The 16,032-nt window shown below is 66.3% G+C and carries 17 protein-coding genes (1 of these 17 only partly in view); 10 read left to right on the top strand and 7 right to left on the bottom strand.

Going from position 1 to position 16,032, the window contains the following annotated elements; genetic code table 11:
* Positions 1 to 10: 10 nt before the first annotated feature.
* The 4 genes from DAAJ005_RS02770 to DAAJ005_RS02755 all read right to left on the bottom strand — a co-directional run bounded on the left by DAAJ005_RS02770 (position 11) and on the right by DAAJ005_RS02755 (position 3,931).
* A complete protein-coding gene (locus tag DAAJ005_RS02770; RefSeq protein ID WP_151845787.1) occupies positions 11 to 913 on the bottom strand; it encodes a metalloenzyme domain protein in 903 nt (300 codons plus the stop codon).
* 71 nt (positions 914 to 984) lie between these two features.
* The gene (locus tag DAAJ005_RS02765; protein WP_075835086.1) at positions 985 to 1,338 is read right to left on the bottom strand and encodes a DUF2089 domain-containing protein; all 354 of its coding nucleotides are present in this window, start codon (positions 1,336 to 1,338) and stop codon (positions 985 to 987) included.
* 20 nt (positions 1,339 to 1,358) lie between these two features.
* Positions 1,359 to 2,786 carry a D-alanyl-D-alanine carboxypeptidase/D-alanyl-D-alanine-endopeptidase gene (locus tag DAAJ005_RS02760; RefSeq protein WP_151845786.1) on the bottom strand — a complete coding sequence of 476 codons (1,428 nt, stop codon included), beginning with the start codon at positions 2,784 to 2,786 and terminating at the stop codon, positions 1,359 to 1,361.
* Positions 2,787 to 2,911: 125 nt separating this feature from the next.
* Complete coding sequence (locus DAAJ005_RS02755; protein ID WP_151845785.1) at positions 2,912 to 3,931, bottom strand: 4Fe-4S binding protein; 1,020 nt, start codon at positions 3,929 to 3,931, stop codon at positions 2,912 to 2,914.
* 182 nt (positions 3,932 to 4,113) lie between these two features.
* Between DAAJ005_RS02755 and DAAJ005_RS02750 the strand changes: the two genes are divergently transcribed.
* The 4 genes from DAAJ005_RS02750 to DAAJ005_RS02735 all read left to right on the top strand — a co-directional run bounded on the left by DAAJ005_RS02750 (position 4,114) and on the right by DAAJ005_RS02735 (position 8,420).
* Positions 4,114 to 5,661, top strand: a complete 1,548-nt coding sequence (locus DAAJ005_RS02750) for an iron ABC transporter permease (RefSeq protein ID WP_151845784.1) — start codon at positions 4,114 to 4,116, stop codon at positions 5,659 to 5,661.
* 61 nt (positions 5,662 to 5,722) lie between these two features.
* Positions 5,723 to 6,691 (top strand): ABC transporter ATP-binding protein, encoded by a 969-nt coding sequence (locus DAAJ005_RS02745; RefSeq protein WP_192930833.1) that lies wholly within the window; start codon positions 5,723 to 5,725, stop codon positions 6,689 to 6,691.
* A 57-nt stretch (positions 6,692 to 6,748) separates the two neighbouring features.
* Positions 6,749 to 7,774, top strand: coding sequence for a hypothetical protein (locus DAAJ005_RS02740; protein WP_151845783.1), 1,026 nt, complete (start codon positions 6,749 to 6,751; stop codon positions 7,772 to 7,774).
* A 25-nt stretch (positions 7,775 to 7,799) separates the two neighbouring features.
* Positions 7,800 to 8,420, top strand: coding sequence for a thiamine diphosphokinase (locus DAAJ005_RS02735; protein ID WP_151845782.1), 621 nt, complete (start codon positions 7,800 to 7,802; stop codon positions 8,418 to 8,420).
* A gap of 67 nt (positions 8,421 to 8,487) precedes the next feature.
* Here the strand turns inward: DAAJ005_RS02735 and DAAJ005_RS02730 are convergent, their stop codons facing one another.
* Positions 8,488 to 9,951 (bottom strand): alpha/beta hydrolase, encoded by a 1,464-nt coding sequence (locus DAAJ005_RS02730; RefSeq protein ID WP_226342536.1) that lies wholly within the window; start codon positions 9,949 to 9,951, stop codon positions 8,488 to 8,490.
* A gap of 208 nt (positions 9,952 to 10,159) precedes the next feature.
* Here DAAJ005_RS02730 and DAAJ005_RS02725 point away from each other — a divergent pair, with 208 nt between their 5' ends.
* Genes DAAJ005_RS02725 through DAAJ005_RS02710 form a run of 4 tightly spaced genes read left to right on the top strand, consistent with a single transcriptional unit; the run spans position 10,160 to position 13,467 of the window.
* On the top strand, positions 10,160 to 10,813 hold the full coding sequence (locus DAAJ005_RS02725) for a hypothetical protein (protein WP_151845781.1): 654 nt from the start codon (positions 10,160 to 10,162) through the stop codon (positions 10,811 to 10,813).
* A gap of 60 nt (positions 10,814 to 10,873) precedes the next feature.
* Complete coding sequence (hemL, locus tag DAAJ005_RS02720) at positions 10,874 to 12,238, top strand: glutamate-1-semialdehyde 2,1-aminomutase (protein ID WP_151845780.1); 1,365 nt, start codon at positions 10,874 to 10,876, stop codon at positions 12,236 to 12,238.
* Positions 12,235 to 12,663 carry a CoA-binding protein gene (locus DAAJ005_RS02715; RefSeq protein ID WP_151845779.1) on the top strand — a complete coding sequence of 143 codons (429 nt, stop codon included), beginning with the start codon at positions 12,235 to 12,237 and terminating at the stop codon, positions 12,661 to 12,663. The genes hemL and DAAJ005_RS02715 overlap by 4 nt, the downstream gene beginning before the upstream one ends.
* A gap of 12 nt (positions 12,664 to 12,675) precedes the next feature.
* Positions 12,676 to 13,467, top strand: coding sequence for an alpha/beta hydrolase (locus tag DAAJ005_RS02710; RefSeq protein WP_151845778.1), 792 nt, complete (start codon positions 12,676 to 12,678; stop codon positions 13,465 to 13,467).
* A 7-nt stretch (positions 13,468 to 13,474) separates the two neighbouring features.
* Here DAAJ005_RS02710 and DAAJ005_RS02705 read toward each other — a convergent pair whose 3' ends face one another.
* Positions 13,475 to 14,566: a bifunctional nicotinamide-nucleotide adenylyltransferase/Nudix hydroxylase gene (locus DAAJ005_RS02705; RefSeq protein ID WP_370519814.1), complete on the bottom strand. Its 1,092-nt coding sequence runs from the start codon at positions 14,564 to 14,566 to the stop codon at positions 13,475 to 13,477.
* A 98-nt stretch (positions 14,567 to 14,664) separates the two neighbouring features.
* On the opposite strand from DAAJ005_RS02705, the gene DAAJ005_RS02700 reads away from it, so the two are divergent.
* Positions 14,665 to 15,162 carry a YbjN domain-containing protein gene (locus tag DAAJ005_RS02700; protein ID WP_151845776.1) on the top strand — a complete coding sequence of 166 codons (498 nt, stop codon included), beginning with the start codon at positions 14,665 to 14,667 and terminating at the stop codon, positions 15,160 to 15,162.
* A 143-nt stretch (positions 15,163 to 15,305) separates the two neighbouring features.
* Entirely contained in the window at positions 15,306 to 15,719 is a 414-nt protein-coding gene (locus DAAJ005_RS02695; RefSeq protein WP_151845775.1) for a methylglyoxal synthase, read from the top strand.
* 48 nt (positions 15,720 to 15,767) lie between these two features.
* Here DAAJ005_RS02695 and DAAJ005_RS02690 read toward each other — a convergent pair whose 3' ends face one another.
* Positions 15,768 to 16,032 carry the end of a ComF family protein gene (locus DAAJ005_RS02690; protein WP_151845774.1) on the bottom strand. The gene runs 359 nt beyond the window's last position, so only the last 265 of its 624 coding nucleotides appear in the window; its start codon lies off the right edge, out of view; the stop codon is at positions 15,768 to 15,770.

Raw genomic sequence — 16,032 nt, 5'->3', positions numbered from 1 at the left:
TGGATAACTTTCAGGTCTGGGATAGAGGTGGGTCAGATAGCCCGTCGCCAACGGAACCCAGGCCAAACCACCCGGCGATCATCTGTCCAGCCTCCACCACATTCGTTGCCGCGCCCAGATCGACGCCCACTCCGGCAAAAGGTACCCGAGCAACGGTGTGGGATTTGGTGTTCAGGTCTTCCAGATTGCCGTGATCGCTGCCGATCACCACCCGCGCCCCGCCGTCCAGCAGCCCGGACAGCAGGGCGTCCACGCGGGCCAGATATCCGAAAGCTGCCGTCCGAACTTCCGGCGACGGCCCAGCCTCGCGCCCCAGATGGCCCAGCAGATCGCCGAACCACAGATCGGCCACGATCAGGTCATGTTCGCGGGCGGCCTTCGCCAGCGCACGCCCTACCTCTGCCACCTCATGCAGCGTCTGAAACGGTGTCCAGGGTTCGCGGTAGCCCAGGCCCAGCGTTGCGCTCAGCGGCGGCACTGCGGGCGGGTTGAGGGGGAGGCCCGCTGCCGTGAACGAGAAGGGAAAACAGCCCATGCGGGGGCGGCGGGCCTGGGCCTCCAGATACTGCGGGACGTAATGGTTGGCGAGGGCCGCGCGCAGACCCACCGCCTCCAGCCGCGCAGGAAGACTGGACTGGCGCAGCAGCCGTTGCAATGTCGGCCCCGGATGCGGGCCGAAGTGTTCGCCCATGCCGTTCTTGCCCATCAGGCGGACCGCGTCCACGCCCGTCAGCCAGCAGCTCTGGCCGGTGCCGGACTGGGGTAGACCGGGCACACCCAGGGTGGTGTCCAGGGCCACCCCGGCGTCAATCAGCGGGCGCAGCGCGGGCAAGTCCTGCTCCCACACGCTACCGGGCGGAGCGTCACCGGGGTGGCCCACACCATCCAGGGCCAGCCAGACCACGCCGCTCATCGGGATTCCATACCGCCAAGTCTAGGGCCAGAGCGGGGCATTGGCTGGGACAACCGGGTGACCCAGCCCAGTTAACGCCGCAGCTTGCGCGCCGCCTCGTCCGGGGTGATCTCGCCGCGTTCCAGGCTGCTCAGAATCTCGGCCTGGGGATCGGCCAGTTCGGGTTCGTAGCCGATGGCGCGCAGCAGGGTATCGAAACGGGCGCGCACAGTAGGATAACTGACGCCCAACACGCGCTCCACTTCTTTTAAATTGCCACGCACACGGATATACAGACGCAGGAATTCCAGGTTGTCGGGAGTCAGAGTGGCGAATTCGTTGAGTTCAAAGGCCCCGCGCACGGTCACACCGCTGCCCGCGAACCGCAGTTCAGTGACGTGCGGCGCTTCGGATTCGTCGGGAAAGGGCAGGGGCAGGGGGCGCATGAGTCTATTTTACTCGCCGCTCAGTTCTCTGCCGCCAGCACTTCCACCGTCTTGTCCAGCAGGGCGCGGAGGGTCAGGATCGGGGTGTCCAGGGGGCCATTCATCATCAGGGCGAAGGCCAGCGTATGCCCGCTTTTCGCCGTGACATACCCGGCCAAGCTGCTAACGCCAGGCAGCGTGCCGGTCTTGGCCCGCACGTCCAGACCCGCACCCAGAAAGCGCCGGGCTAGGGTGCCGCCGCGTCCATCATGAGCAGGAACATTCTCTCCTGTGCCGCCCTGGGGCAGCGCCTCGATAAAGGCGTTCTGACGCTGGCGGTAAACCTGATCAGGGAAGCCTGAACCCTCGGCAGGCGTGCCGGACAACGGATACGGCAGGTCATACATCACGCGCAGCAGGTCTACCAGGGCGCGCGGGGTGAGGCGGTCCTCGCGGCTCAGGCCGCTGCCATCGGCCAGCACCACGCCGCTGAGGTCCACCCCGATGCGGCCCAGGTAGGCCCGTTCGCGCGCCAGTCCGCCAGACAGCGTGCCGTTCGCGGCGGGACGCAGGGCCAGCGTGCCCAGCAGTTCCTCGGCGTTCAGGTTGTCGCTGGGCCGCAGCGTGGCAGCCAGAAACTTTGCCACGGGCGCACTCCGCACACTGGCCACCGCCTGTTCGGGGCGGCGGTCCACGGGAACCACCGGATCGGGGGGCAACGGCCTGCCCTGCTCGTCGGTGCGCGGCGGTGGGAGGTAGGGCTTGAAGGGGGCCGCCTCGCCCACATCTTCGGAACTGACCCTGATTCCAGCGCGGCGCAACTCTAAGATCAATGCCGCGCTCAGCCGACTCCGGGCCGACTCCGCGCTGGGGGGCGGTGCGTCGTGCCACTCCGCGAGGCGCAGGGCCGTCATGGGCAGCTCTATAGGCGCGTCCTTCCAAGTGCCCGAATCCAGCCGGGCGTCGTCCAGCCGCACCTGACCCACCACGCGCAGGCCGCGCGCATACGCCTGTTTTGCCAGGAGGCGCAGGCTGTAAGTACCCTCCGACACGCTCAGGGTGGGATCGCCACTGCCGCGCAGGGTCACGGCCTTCACGCTCGCCTGCCCGATCTGCGCGGCGGGAACGGTCAACTCGGCGCTCCACCAGCCGTCCGCGCCGCCGCGCTCGTTCAGAATGGCCGAGGCCATCACCAGTTTGGTCACGCTGGCGGGGATAAAAGGCGCATCGGGCAGTCTGGTCTGCAACATCCGCCCGGTCTGCAAGTCCTGCACCAGCACACCCGCACGCACGCCGGGGGGCAGGTCACGCAGAACCCTCTGCACGCCCGCACTGAGGCCGGGTTCGCGTTGCAGGGTCAGGTCTGCCTGCTGTGTTGCCGGAGCCTGTGTAGCCGGAGTCTGCGCCACTGGCGCCTGCGCGCCGCCCACGCACAGCAGCAGACACATCAGGGGCAGAAAACGCGACATCGGGAGGCAGGATAGCGGAGAAGGCGGTCTAACCGTCAAACGGTCCAGACGTCCAACCGCTGAAGCAGTGGGCGTTCAAGCTACCCAGCTCTTACACCCGCAGACACACTCAGACATCCCCAACCTCACATCATGCTCTCGCCCTCGCGCAGCAGGATCGGCCCGGCAAAGGCGGCGGGGAACCACTCGGACTGCTCGTGCATGGCCTGGGGCGGGCAGGAGCGCAGGCAGGCCATGCAGCCCGTGCAGGCGGACAGATTGAGCAGCAGGCTGACGCCGCCGTCGTCCTGAATCTGGCGGTCAATGGCGTCGGTGGGACAGACGTTGTGGCACACCGGACAGTCAATACAGGTGTCGTCCACCACGGGCGCGGGCCAGTGAACCGGAGCGTCGGTGGCGGGCACAGGCTTGAGGGTCAGCCTACGCCACTTCCACTCCTCGGGGGTGCGTTCCTCGGGTTCGCTCCAGTCCACGAAGGGCAGCGGGGATTCGGGAATGCTCTGGGCCAGTTGCGCCTTGCCCGCCCGGAACATGGCCCCGAATGCGCCCCGGCGGGACACGCGCACGGCCCGCTCGGTGTCATCTGGGGTGGCGGCGCGCACGGTCACGCGGGCGGGTTTGCCCGTGGCGGCGCGCAGTTGCTGGGCCTCGGCCACCACTACTTCCAGACGCTGCGGCACATCCGGCGCACCCACCAGGCAGGTTCCACACTCGCCGTGAATCAGCGTGAGCGGCGTTCCCCACGCACCCGCCGCCGACACCACCGCTGGGGTGACGCGGCCCAGACAGGGCAGTTGAGGGCCGCCCGCGCCGGATTGGGGGCAGGTCAGGCTGGCCTCGCCCTCGCCTGCCGCCACGCCGTCCTCGGCCTTCTGGTCGCGCACGTTTTGCAACGTGGGCTGAAGGCTGTATTCCAGCGCCCCGGTGGGACACGCCTGCACGCAGATGCCGCAGCCAGTGCAGGCGTCGGCGTCAAACTGAATGGACATGCCCACCAGCCCGGTCAGGACGGCATTGTGGGGGCAGACATCGTGACAGATGGTACAGCCGCCCACCGCCTGACGCTCCAGCAGGCAGCGCGGCGGCGTGTAGCGCGGAATGAGGTTGCCGGAATCGTCCAGACGGGACAGGAGGTTCTGGAGCATGGCTGGAGTCTACGCGCGTACAGGGAAGTCAGACAGTCTCAAAGTTAAATGGTCTAACCGCCGAACAGCTTGAACACTTGGTTTAGTTTGATTGTCAGGCGTCTGAATCACCACCCAGACTCAGGAAACAGGCAAGTCTGACGGGGCCGTCTTCCCCACCCTCACCCTCTACACTCCTGCCCATGATCCCCTCCCGCCTATCCGGCTGGCTGCTGGCGCTGCCCGCGCTGATTTTTACGGTGCTGCTGCTGGCCGTGCCGCTGGGGCGCACGCTGGCGGAGGGCGGCGTGAATCTGGGCGTGTGGCGCGATCCGTACTTTTTGGGCCGCCTGGGCTGGACGCTTGCGCAGGCCGGGGGAACAGCATTGCTGGCCCTGCTGATCGGTGCGCCGCTGGCCTATCTGCTGTCCAGGGCCGACATTCCGGGCAAGGGGCTGTTTCTGCGGCTTTTGCTGCTTCCCTTCGTGACGCCTACGCTGGTGGCGGTGCTGGGCCTCTCGGCGCTGCTGGGGCCGCGCGGCTGGATCACCACATTGACGGGGATAGACGTCAGCGACACGCCCGCACTGATTATTCTGGGCAACCTATTTTTTAATCTGCCCGTGATGATCCGGCTGTCTTACGGCGGCTTCTCGCGCGTGCCACCGCATCTGATCGGCGCGGCGCGGACGCTGGGCGCGAGTGGCTGGCGGGCGGCGCTGGGCGTGGCGTTGCCACTGGCCTTGCCGGGATTGGCGGCAGGCATGGTGCTGGTGTTCCTGTACTCGGCCCTCAGCTTCGGGCTGCCGCTGGCGCTGGGCGGCGAACAATACGCGACGCTGGAGGTGGAGATCTACACCCTGACCGCCCTGCAACTGCGTCTGTCGGAGGCCAGCGCCCTGATCGCTGGGCAACTGCTGCTGACGCTGGTGGCGACGTGGGCCTACACAGGTTTAACGCGTGGCGGGGCGGGCGTGCCGTCCTCCGGTCTGCCCCCGGCGCGGGGCGGCGTGCTAGCCGGGATTCTGGGGCTGGGCGCGGTCACACTGCTGATCTGCTTCGCGCCGTTGCTGGCCGTGGTGGCGCGTGGGCTGCTGGGTTCGGGCGGGCCAACACTACTGTACTGGCAGGGCATTTTCGCGGACCCGGATACGCCGCTGCTGCTGGGCAACACCCTGCGCTTCGGGGCAATGGCCTTGGTGGGGGCAACACTGTTGGGCAGCCTGTACGCGCTGGGCGCGTGGCTGGCGCGTTCGCGGGTGCTGGACCTGATCTCGCTGTTGCCGCTGATGGTCTCGCCCGTGTCGCTGGCCGTAGGCTACCTGCTGGCCTATCCGGCGTTGGCGGCCACGCTGCCCATGCTGATCGCGGCGTATACGCTGCTGGCGCTGCCGCTGGTGGTGCGCTCGGTACTGCCCGCGCTGCGTGCCCTGCCGCCCCGTCTATTCGAGGCCGCCCGCACCCTGGGTGCTGGCCCACTGGCGGCTCAGCGCACGGTCACGCTGCCGCTGACGCTGCCTGCGCTACGCGGCGGCGCGGCACTGGCCCTCGCCACCGTGCTGGGCGAGTTCGGCGCAACATTGGTGCTGACCCGCCCAGAATGGGCCACCCTCAGCGTGGGGCTGTACGAGCGTCTAGGCCGCCCCGGCGAACGCAATCTGGGCGAGGCGTGCGCGCTGGCAACGGTGTTGCTGCTGCTGTCTGCAACGGCATTTACAGTGCTGGACGGGGGTGAAGGGGAAGTGACCTGATGTTGACGTTTCGCCTCAATCCAGCAGGTATTCACGAAGGCTAGACGCTAACTTGAGCAGCGTGCCACCTCCCGCCCTCACCACCCACCACCTCGCCAAGTCCTTCGGCTCCACCCGCGCCGTTCAGGACGTGTCCCTGACCGTGCAAGCAGGCGAAACGCTGGCCCTCCTGGGCCCTAGCGGCTGCGGCAAAAGCACCGTGCTGCGGATGGTGGCGGGCCTGGAACGCCCGGACGCGGGGCGGGTGGAAGTCGGCGGGCGCGACGTGACCACCCTGCCACCTGAGGCGCGGCACATCGGTCTGGTGTTTCAGGATTACGCCCTGTTCCCGCATCTGAGCGTGCTGGACAACGTGGCGTATGGCCCCCGGATGCGCGGCGCGGCGCGGCCAGAGGCGCACGGGCGGGCGCAGGAAGCCTTAACGCTGGTCAACCTGCCGGAACTGGCGGCGCGCAAACCAGCCCAACTTTCCGGCGGGCAGGCCCAACGGGTGGCGCTGGCCCGCGCATTGGCCACCAATTCGCCGCTGCTGTTGCTGGACGAACCCTTGAGCAATCTGGACGAACGGTTGCGGGCCGAACTCAGGAACGATCTGCGCGAACTGTTTGCGCGTGTCGGCGCAGGCGTGCTGCTGGTCACGCACGATCAGCGCGAGGCTTTGGCGCTGGCCGGACAGGTGGCCGTGATGCGGGCCGGGCAGATTGTCCAGACCGGGGCGGCGCGCGCAGTGTTTAACCAGCCCGCAACCGCCTGGGTGGCCGCCTTTCTGGGCTGGGCGAATGTGCTGGGGCGCGATGGGGGTCAGGCGCTGCTGGTTCCCGAAGACGCCGTGCGACTGGGGGAGGGAGATGCCTTCACCCTGACCGCCCGCCACGCCACCGAAGCGGGCGAGACAGTCACGCTGGCGCATCCGCTGGGGCCGCTGACCCTGAACCTGAGCGTGCGGGAAGTGGGCATGATCGAAGGCCAGACCCTGCGGCTAGCTGTGGCTGAAACGCGGGTGCGGGAAGTGGTGGATGACCGGGCCTGACCGAGTGGCATACTGTGGGGCAACCACAAACTAGCCTCAATCCCCTGGAGGAAACCGATGAACAATGCACGGTGGAAACGGAACCTGAGCCTCTCGGCGGCGCTGCTGGGCACCCTGGCGGGCGCACAGGCCTATAGCGGACCGAAAGCTGTGGTGTATATCGGGGATAAGTGGTGCCAGGGCGGTTATTGCTCTGGCAGCATCTACAACGCCTTCGACGAGGCCATGAACAAGGCGCTGACTGCCAGCGGCTACGTGGAGGCCGTCCGCAAGGAAGGTGCGCCACTTGAGCTGGCAGGCGGCGTGACCAGCGTCAGCGGCACCGGCAGCATCTGCCTGCCCATCGTGGGTTGCCTGAGTGGCAAGACCGTGCGCGCCAGCATGGAACTGACCGACGTGGCCAGCGGAACGGTCAAATGGAACGAGGGCTGCGAGGGCACCAGCGGCGGTGTCAGCACCTGGGGCTGGTGGGGCGGCAGCGTGTACCTTAACAGCGACGAGGGCAAAGCGGTGGCCGACTGCGCTGGCAAACTGGTGCAGAAGTTGACCGCCAGCGGCGTCCTGACTCCGTATCTGGGCCAGACCGGGCTGGTCAAGGCAGCTTCCATCCCGACGCCTGCGGTGACACCCACACCCGTCGCCGCCGCACCTTCCCCGTCCCAGACCAGTCAGCCCGTAGAGCAACTGGCCGGAATGCTCAAGACGCTGGCCTTTGCAGACATTAACGCGCTGTTCACCAGCGATCCCTACAACCCGGTCAAGGTCAAGGAACTGAATGCGGCGGCCACCAGCGCCACACTGGCCTCCGCCTCACGCGTGCAGCTCAAGGTCGCATCCACCGAAAGCGCCGGGCCATATCAACTGGTTGGCGTGAGCTACACGCTGCCCGACGGCAAGGAAAAGTTCGTGCAACTGGCTGTCACGGCTGATCCCAGCCTCAATCCGCGCGGAGGCACCCGGCTGCTCTATCTGTCGGCGTTTAACCCGCTGCGAACCTCTACCCCCGCGCTGGACGGTCTGAGCCGCAACGTGGAAAACCTGTTGAACGACCTGCACACTGCGTTGGGTTTGCCCGGTCTGTAGGCCCCAACACCCCTACACTGCCCCAGTGATCGCCTGGATTCTCGTCGGTGGACGGCTGACCCTCACGCCCGTGCTGCTGAAGCTGCCGCGCCCCGCCCTAGTGGTGGCGGCAGACGGCGGCGCACGCCACGCGGCAGGGCTGGGCGTGGCGGTAGACGCCTGGGTGGGCGATTTCGATTCCTCGGACGGCGTGATGGTGGACGCCCCGCGCGAGGTCCACCCGGCGGCCAAGAACGAGACGGACGCCGAGCTGGCTGTACGCGTGGCCCTGAAACACGGAGCCACCGAACTGGTTTTCCTGGGGGCCTTTGGCGGACGTTTTGACCACGCGGCGGCATTGCTGCTGGGCGGCGTCCGGCTGGCGCGGGAGGGACTGACAGTTACCCTCAGCAGCGGCGACGAGTGGGCCTGGCCGCTGCTGCCTGCCTCTCCCCTGTCATTGCCTCTGCCCCCCGGCGTGACCCTGAGCGTGGTGGCATGCAGTGATCTGCGCGGTCTGAGCCTGGGCGGCGTGCGCTGGCCCCTGCACGGCGCAGACGTACCGCTGGGCAGTGGCTGGACGATCAGCAACGAGACGAACGGTGAAGCGGTCACCGCCACGTTGCAGGAAGGTTACGCGCTGGTCACGGCACTCTGGCAGCAATAGAAAGTGAAAAGAAGGGGGAGGCGGGCCGCTCACGCGACTGCCTCCCTCTTCCCTTCGGGTCTGAACTTCAGTTGCTCAGGGGGGTGGCCACGGTGCAGGCCGCCACGCCCGCGCGGGTTTCGCGGGTGTACTTGCAGCCGTAGTTGGGATCGGCCAGCACGGCGGGGGTGGTCACATCGTCGCCGGCAGGTTTCGCGCCGCCCGCCTCCCACTTCACCAGATCGTTGAAGCCTTCGGCCAGTTCTGCGCCCACGAATTCGCAGTGACCCGCCGCGCGGATGGCCCGCTGCACTAGCAGATTCGACTTGCCATTAGCCGCCACCGCCTTGTTGTAAAGCTGCTCGTGCTTGAACGGCACGTAGAAGTCGCCCGTGGTGTGCATGGTCAGCACCGGCACGCTGATCTCGCCACTGACGCGCGGCAGCCAGCGCAGCGCACCCGCACGGGCCGGGTTGGCGTCCGGGTCTGCCTTCACGCGCAGGATGGCGTCGTTGAAGGCTTTCTCGGCCACCGTTTCGGTGGGTCCGGTGGTCCAGCGGTAATCGATGCCGATGTTGCCGTAGAAGTTCTTTTCCAGAATGCCGGTCAGGGTGCCGTCCGAGCCGCCGGTGGACAGCACCGCGCCCTGCAAGCCTGCGGAGCTGAAGCCCAGGTTGAACACGGGCCGCTCGCCGCCGGTCAGTTGCTTGGCCAGGTCACGCAGTTTCGTACCCTGGGCGCTGTTGACCTGCCAGTTGGCCCCGCTGGTGTCGGTAAACAGCGCCGACAGGATATCGGGCAGCAGTTTCTGGAAATCGGACTGCGGGTACTTCTGCGCACCGTACCCGGCCATCTGCGCGGCGGCCAGGGTGTAATCCCCCAACCACTGAAATTCGTATTCCTCGTCCAGCACGCCGCAGACCGGCATGGCCGCCGCGTAAGTCACCTTGTTCTTCGCGGTGTCCAGGGTTTCTTTCTCCACCGACGCGCTCGCCACATGCCCGCCCATGCTGACGCCCATGATCAGGTATTTGCCGGGTTTGGCCTGTCCGGTCAGTGCCTGGAATTTCAGGGCCAGGGCGTTGGTATCTTCCACGCCGGACTGCACGTCGTAATAGTTGCTGGAATAGCTGCTGGCACCCCAGGCGTAGCCCAGCGACAGCCAGTAGGCGCGCAGCGGCGGCTCCTGCACGTTCAGCTTGTCGCCTGTGCCCGCGTAGCCGTGGGTGTACATGATCAGTTGCCCGTTCCACTTGGCCGGAACCTCTAGGGCGTAGCCCGCTTTGCCCTGAAGGCCGTCGTAGGTACCCTGATACAATTGCGCGCCAGCAATAGCCTTGAAGGCAGGTGTGACCGCCGTGAAGGTGCGCGTGTCCTGCACGCGGGTCTGGGGCTGTGGTATGGGTGGCGGATCAACGATTGGGCTGCCGCAGCTCGCCAGGGTCAGGGTCAGCCCGGTCAGCAGCAGGGAAGCCTTGCGCAGGGTCTGGGCGCGGGAAAAGCTGGAACGGGTCTGGGCATTCTCGTGTCGTGCGTTCTGATGTACAGTCATGCGGCCTCCAGGGCGTGGAATCGGCGTTGTACTGACCCCTAGCACCGGGCGCGGGCAAGGCGGCAGGCAGGGGGGCAGGGGGGCAGGCTGAGGATTGTGTGAACTGAACGCACGCATTTAGCGCCTGTGACAGCGGACTTGTCAACCTCCATGCCCTCTTTCATCCCTGAAGGGGAACTTCCGGGACCCTGGCCCCGTACAGTGGGCCATGAGACCAAGACGAGGACCGGGATGCGGCTGCCTGGGCTGTGGCGGCGGCGGGCTGCTGGTGCTGGCACTGCTGGGCGCACTGGCGTGGTTCGTGGTCATCCAGCCTGTGCGCGAATTCGTGGCCGGACTGAACCCGCCGCAGACACAGAGCCAAACGCAGGGCCAGACGACAACACCGGATCAGACTGCTGGAACAACGCCCACCGCCAACGCCGCGCCCCTGACTCAGAGCGACGTGCAGAAGTTTGTCCGCATCCGCCGGGACGTGCGCGCCGCGCTGGGCCAGAGCTTCACCGGGCTGCAATCGGTGTGGGCTGAGGTTCAGGCGGGGCAGACGCCCAATCTGCTCCAGGTGGTGAACGTGCTGCGGCAGGCGGGCAGCAGCATCGGCAAGGCCAGGACCGCACAGGACGCCGGACTGGCCCGCGAAAAGATGACCGCCGGGCGTTATGCCCAGGTCCGCAGCGGGGTCAACCGCGCGCTGGGCGTGCCGGACATCGACTTCGCGCAGGCGGCCCAGGCCATCCAGAACGGTCAGTTGCCCAATCTGGACAGCACGGTGACGGCGGCCAGCGCCCGCGAGAAGGAACTGGTGGCCCCCTTCAGGAAGGAACTGGAACTCACGGCAGCAGTGGGGTTGCTGGGGCTGTGAATCGGGCGAGTGTCGCTTTCCTCTCCCCCGTCCCGCCCCGCCTCCGCTAGGGTGCGGGGCATGACCCAGACGACTTCAAAAACTGCTCAATCCGAGGCACTGTTCGCCCGTGCCCGCGCCGTGACGCCGGGCGGCGTGAACAGCCCGGTGCGGGCCTTTAAGAGTGTGGGCGGCACGCCGCGCTTCATCCGTGAGGCCCACGGCGCGTACCTGACCGACGCCGACGGCACGCGCTACATCGACTACATCGGCTCGTGGGGGCCGATGATCCTGGGCCATGACCACCCGGCAGTGCGCGAGGCCGTTGCAGACGCTCTGCAATTCGGCACCAGTTTCGGCGCACCCGGCGAGCGCGAGGTCCAACTGGCCGAACTGGTCACGCGGCTGACGGGCACAGACAAGGTACGTTTTACCAGCAGCGGCACCGAGGCCACCATGAGCGCCCTGCGGCTGGCACGCGGTTTTACGGGCCGCAAGCTGATCGTGAAGTTCCGGGGCAACTACCACGGCCACGCCGACGGCCTGCTGGTGGAAGCAGGCAGCGGCCTGATGACCAACCTGGATGGGGCTTTGGGCGCATCCGCCCCCAGCAGCGCGGGCGTGCCAGCCGAATACGCCGCCCTGACTCTGGTGAGCGAGTACAACGATCCGGCGGCGCTGGACACACTGATGGCCGAGCGCGGCGCAGAGGTGGCCGCCGTGATCTTCGAGCCGGTGGTAGGGAATGCCGGGGTGCTGATTCCCACCCCCGAATTCCTGGCTGCCCTGCACCGCGTTCAGGGCATGGGCGCGCTGCTGATCGCCGACGAGGTGATGACGGGCTTCCGCCTAAGCCTGAACGGGGCGACGGGCTTGCTGGGCCTGAAACCGGACCTGACCTGCTGGGGCAAGATCATCGGCGGGGGGCTGCCCGTGGGCGCGTATGGCGGGCGGGGCGACGTGATGGATTTTGTTTCCCCACAGGGGCCGGTGTATCAGGCCGGGACCCTCAGCGGCAATCCACTGGCGATGGCGGCAGGGCTGGCCACCCTGCGGACGCTGGAGGCCGACTCGGGCATCTACGGGCGGCTGGAGAACTATACCTCGCAGTTGGCGGACGGTCTGAAGACTCTGGCGGCAGAGGCGGGCGTGGCAATCAGCGTCAACCAGATCGGCTCGATGCTCACGCCGTTCTTTCAGGATGCGCCGCACGGTTCGGTCCGCAATTACGGCCAGGCAGCCCGCAGCGACACGCAGGGATTTGGACGGTGGTTCCAGGGTCTGCTGTCGCGCGGCATCTACTGGGCACCCTCGCAGTTCGAGAGTATTTTTGTCAGCGCCTCACACACGGGGGCCGAACTGGATGCCACACTGGAGGCCGCTCGTGCTGCCTTCGCTGATCTGAACCAGACCAACCTCGCTGCCCCCGAAGGAGTTCTGCCTTGACCCTCGTGCAATCCAACCCGGAGATCGTCCGCGTCCTGACCGAAAACAAGGTGATCGCCGTGGTGGGCTTTCACCACGACAGCGCCAAGCCCGCCTTTTACGTCCCCGAGTACATGTACCGCCAGGGCTACAGCATCATCCCAGTCAATCCCTCGCTGGCGGCGCGCAGCGAGAGCTATTTTGGTCAGAAGGCGGTGGCGACGCTGGCCGAAATTGCCACTCCGGTGGATATCGTGGATGTGTTTCGCCGCAGCGACAAGGTGCCGGACCATCTGGAAGATATCCTGGCAATGCACCCGCTGCCCAAAGTGGTGTGGTTGCAACTGGGCATCCGCAACGACGCCGTGGCCCGCGAACTCAACGCGCGCGGCATCGACGTGGTGCAGGACCGCTGCCTGCTGGCCGATCACCGCGCCCTGCTGTAGGCGGGCAGAGGCGTGGAATCCTTCCCGCCGCCCGATCTGGAACTGCTTGAGGATGTGCCGTTCAGCGCCCACGGCCTGAAGCTGGACATCCTCCGTTCCAGAATCAGAAGTGCTGAACCTGTTCCCGCTGTCCTGCACCTACACGGCGGGGCCTGGGTGATGTTCGGCAAATGGCCCGCGGCCAATGTGTTTCTGGCGCGGGCCGGGTTCGTGACTGTCAGTGCGGATTACCGCCTCGCACCGGGGGCCACTTTTCCAGCGCAGCTTGATGACGTGCGGGCGACGGTGCGTTGGCTGAGGGCGCAGGCTTTAAAACTTGGGATTGATCCACAGCGCATTGGCGCGTGGGGCGTCAGCGCCGGGGCGCATCTGGCAGGGCTGCTGGGCACGGCGGCAGAGGCTGAACTGGAGAACCCGGACGCTGAACATTCCGCCCGCGTTCAGGCGGTGGGCAACGTCAGCGGCGTGATGGATTTCCTCGACCCAGCGTTCAATGTCGGGCCGCAACATCTGCCTCTCTTCGGTGCGCCGCAGGCCCAACGCCTGGAACTGGCCGCACTCGCCAGCCCAGTGACCCATGCCGGGGCCGACGCGCCGCCTTTCCTGCATCTGCACGGCACCCATGACGACGAGGTGCCCGTCTCGCAAGCCCGGCGGATGCACGCAGCCCTTCAGAAAGCCGGAGCCAAGAGTGAACTCGTCGAACTGGACGGCGATCACTACATCAACGACACACACCAGGTCGGGGTGGAAGCGCGGTTGCTGGCCTTCTTCTACCGGGAGCTAGGCCACACGCCAACCTGAGCCAGCCCTAGCCGCGCATCAGAAAATTCTCGATGATCGCGTGGTGGTCCTCGAAGAACAGTTCAGGGGAAGACAGCGCCTCGCCCAGCGGCATCCACAGCGCGTCGGCGGCGTCGCTTCCGCCCTGAAGCCGCGGCAACTGGCCGATGCCCAGATCGAAGTGGAAGGCGTGGGTCACGGTGCGCCCTCGCAGGCTGCGTTCCGGGTAGTCGAAGACGGCGCTGCCGCGTAAGCTAGCCCGCAAATCGACGCCCGCGCCCAGGCCGGTTTCCTCATGGGCCTCGCGCACGGCACAGTCCAGCAGAGTCTCGTGTTGCTCCAAAAAGCCGCCGGGCATGGCGAGGCGGCCCCGTCCCGGCATCCCGCCGCGCTTCACCAGCAGCACATGGCCGCTGCGCGTCACGACGGCGTCGGCGGTCACGAATACGGGTGGAAAAGGGGCGTCGGCCCAGGCCGCCCGGTACTCGCGCAGATGGTCATACTCGGCGCGCAGTTCGGCGTATTCGGGAGTGGTATGAAAGCCCTCCAGAAAGGCGTGGACGGCAGGGGGCACCATGTCGCGCACCGTGTCCAGATGGCCCCCAAAATACGCCCGGCGCACGTCGGTGGCGCTCAGCGGGCTGACCACATGGCTGGGAATGAACTCCCAGGCCGGAAACGAGCGCAGGTAATAGCTGCTGTCGTCCTTGACGTGCCCGATCAGCGCCACATCGCTGCTGCCGCGCGTGAAGTGCTGCACGCCGCGCTGCACCTCGGAAAGCCACAACGCCTCGTTGTAATAGTAGTCGCGCACATGTACGAACAGCAGCCGCGCGCGGGCGATCCCGGCCTCCAGCAGCATGGCCGTGATGACGTCCTGGCGCTCGTCGGCGGTGAACGGATTCTTGGGATTACGCGCCGCGCGGGCCGAGCCAATCACCACGATCAGCTTCTGCACGCTTTTCAATGCCTCCAGCATGACCAGCAGGTGCGCGGCGTGCGGCGGCTCAAAGCGCCCGATATACACGCCAAAGGTGCGTTTGCGGCGCGTAGGCGGCGAAACCAGGGCGGGATCACGGGGAGTTGTGCCTCCAGCAGAAGAAGGATCGGGTTCTGACATTTCACTCATCTTCCATAAATCGAAGATGAGAATTATTTAATGTCAGCTAAAGCCATCCCCCTTGCATACGATCAGGGCAGACCCGCTATTGTGAGCGTATGAACAAAAAAATATTTCTGGCTAGCGCGCTTCTGCTGTCCCTCTCCGGCGCGGCCCTGGCAGGCGGGGCGGGCGCACCCGTAACGGGCGCAAATGCCCAGGTCCAAGCGGCCACCCCCACCGCCATCGCCGCCGCCCTGCGTGAGGCGGGGTACAAGGTCACCCTGAACCCCACGGACCCCGACAGCGATCCCAGCATGACCGTGAATACCGGCGATTACGAGGTAGACGTGTGGCTCAGCGGCTGCAAGGCGGGCATCTGCTCGCGCGCCACGGCCAGCTCTTACTGGGACTACAGCGACGACGAAGGCAGCCTGGACACCGAGCTGACCAACGACTGGAACGGCAATTACTACACCCAGGCTTACGTCTACGAGGGATCGTATTATCTGGACAGCACCATCCCGATTCGGGGCGGCTACACCAAGGCCGCGCTGAAAGCCTGGATGGTGGACTATCTGGACGACGTCTCGGCCTTCGAGGAAGAATTGCCCTGAGCCGCGTGGATTGAAGACGGAATACCTTGACAAAAGGACATACGGAGGCCACGACGGTCTCCGTTTTTCTATACAACCTTACAACCTCTTTCTGTGCAGCTTTTCTGGACACCGCCGCGTCCAGCCCATGAGAAACTAGGCCCATGACCGCACCCATTCCCACGGCGACTTCACGGCAGGTGGCCCTGATCGCGCACGACAAGAAGAAGCTGGAACTGGCCATGTTCGCGCTGGCCCATCGCGACATCCTCTCGCGCTTCCATCTGGTGGCGACAGGAACCACCGGGACCATCCTGCACAAGCAGACGGGGCTGGAGGTAGAGCGGGTGCTGTCCGGGCCACTCGGGGGGGACCAGCAGATCGGCGCGCGGCTGGCTGAGGAACGGGTGCTGGCGGTCTTCTTCTTCCGTGACCCCCTGACCGCCCAGCCCCACGAACCGGATGTCAGCGCCCTGATGCGCCTGTGCGACGTGCATGACATCCCGCTGGCGACCAATCCCGCCAGCGCCCAAGCATTGATGCTGTGGCTGCGCGAACAGATTGACGTCTCTGCCTGATCTCATCTGACCAACCACTCCTGGCTAACCCCATTTGGCTGCCCTGATTCAGCGGGCGATCACAGCCACGTAAATTTCCCCTGCACCCGCCTCATACAGGGCGTCCTGACACGCAATGAGCGTACTCCCGGATGTCATCACATCATCGATTAACAGCAGGGGACCGGGCAGACTTCCCCCCGGTCTGACCGCGAACGCTCCGGCCATCTCGTTGCGCCCGGCGGCCTGCTGGCGGGCCTGCTGACGTGTGGCGCGGGTGCGGCTCAGAGCGTCCACATAGACAGTGTCCAGGCAGCGGGCCACCTCGCGGGCC

It is taken from the genome of Deinococcus sp. AJ005 (genome assembly GCF_009017495.1).
Taxonomy (GTDB): Bacteria; Deinococcota; Deinococci; order Deinococcales; family Deinococcaceae; genus Deinococcus.
Note: the sequence above shows the minus strand (reverse complement) of the source record. Positions and strands in the feature narration are given on the sequence as shown.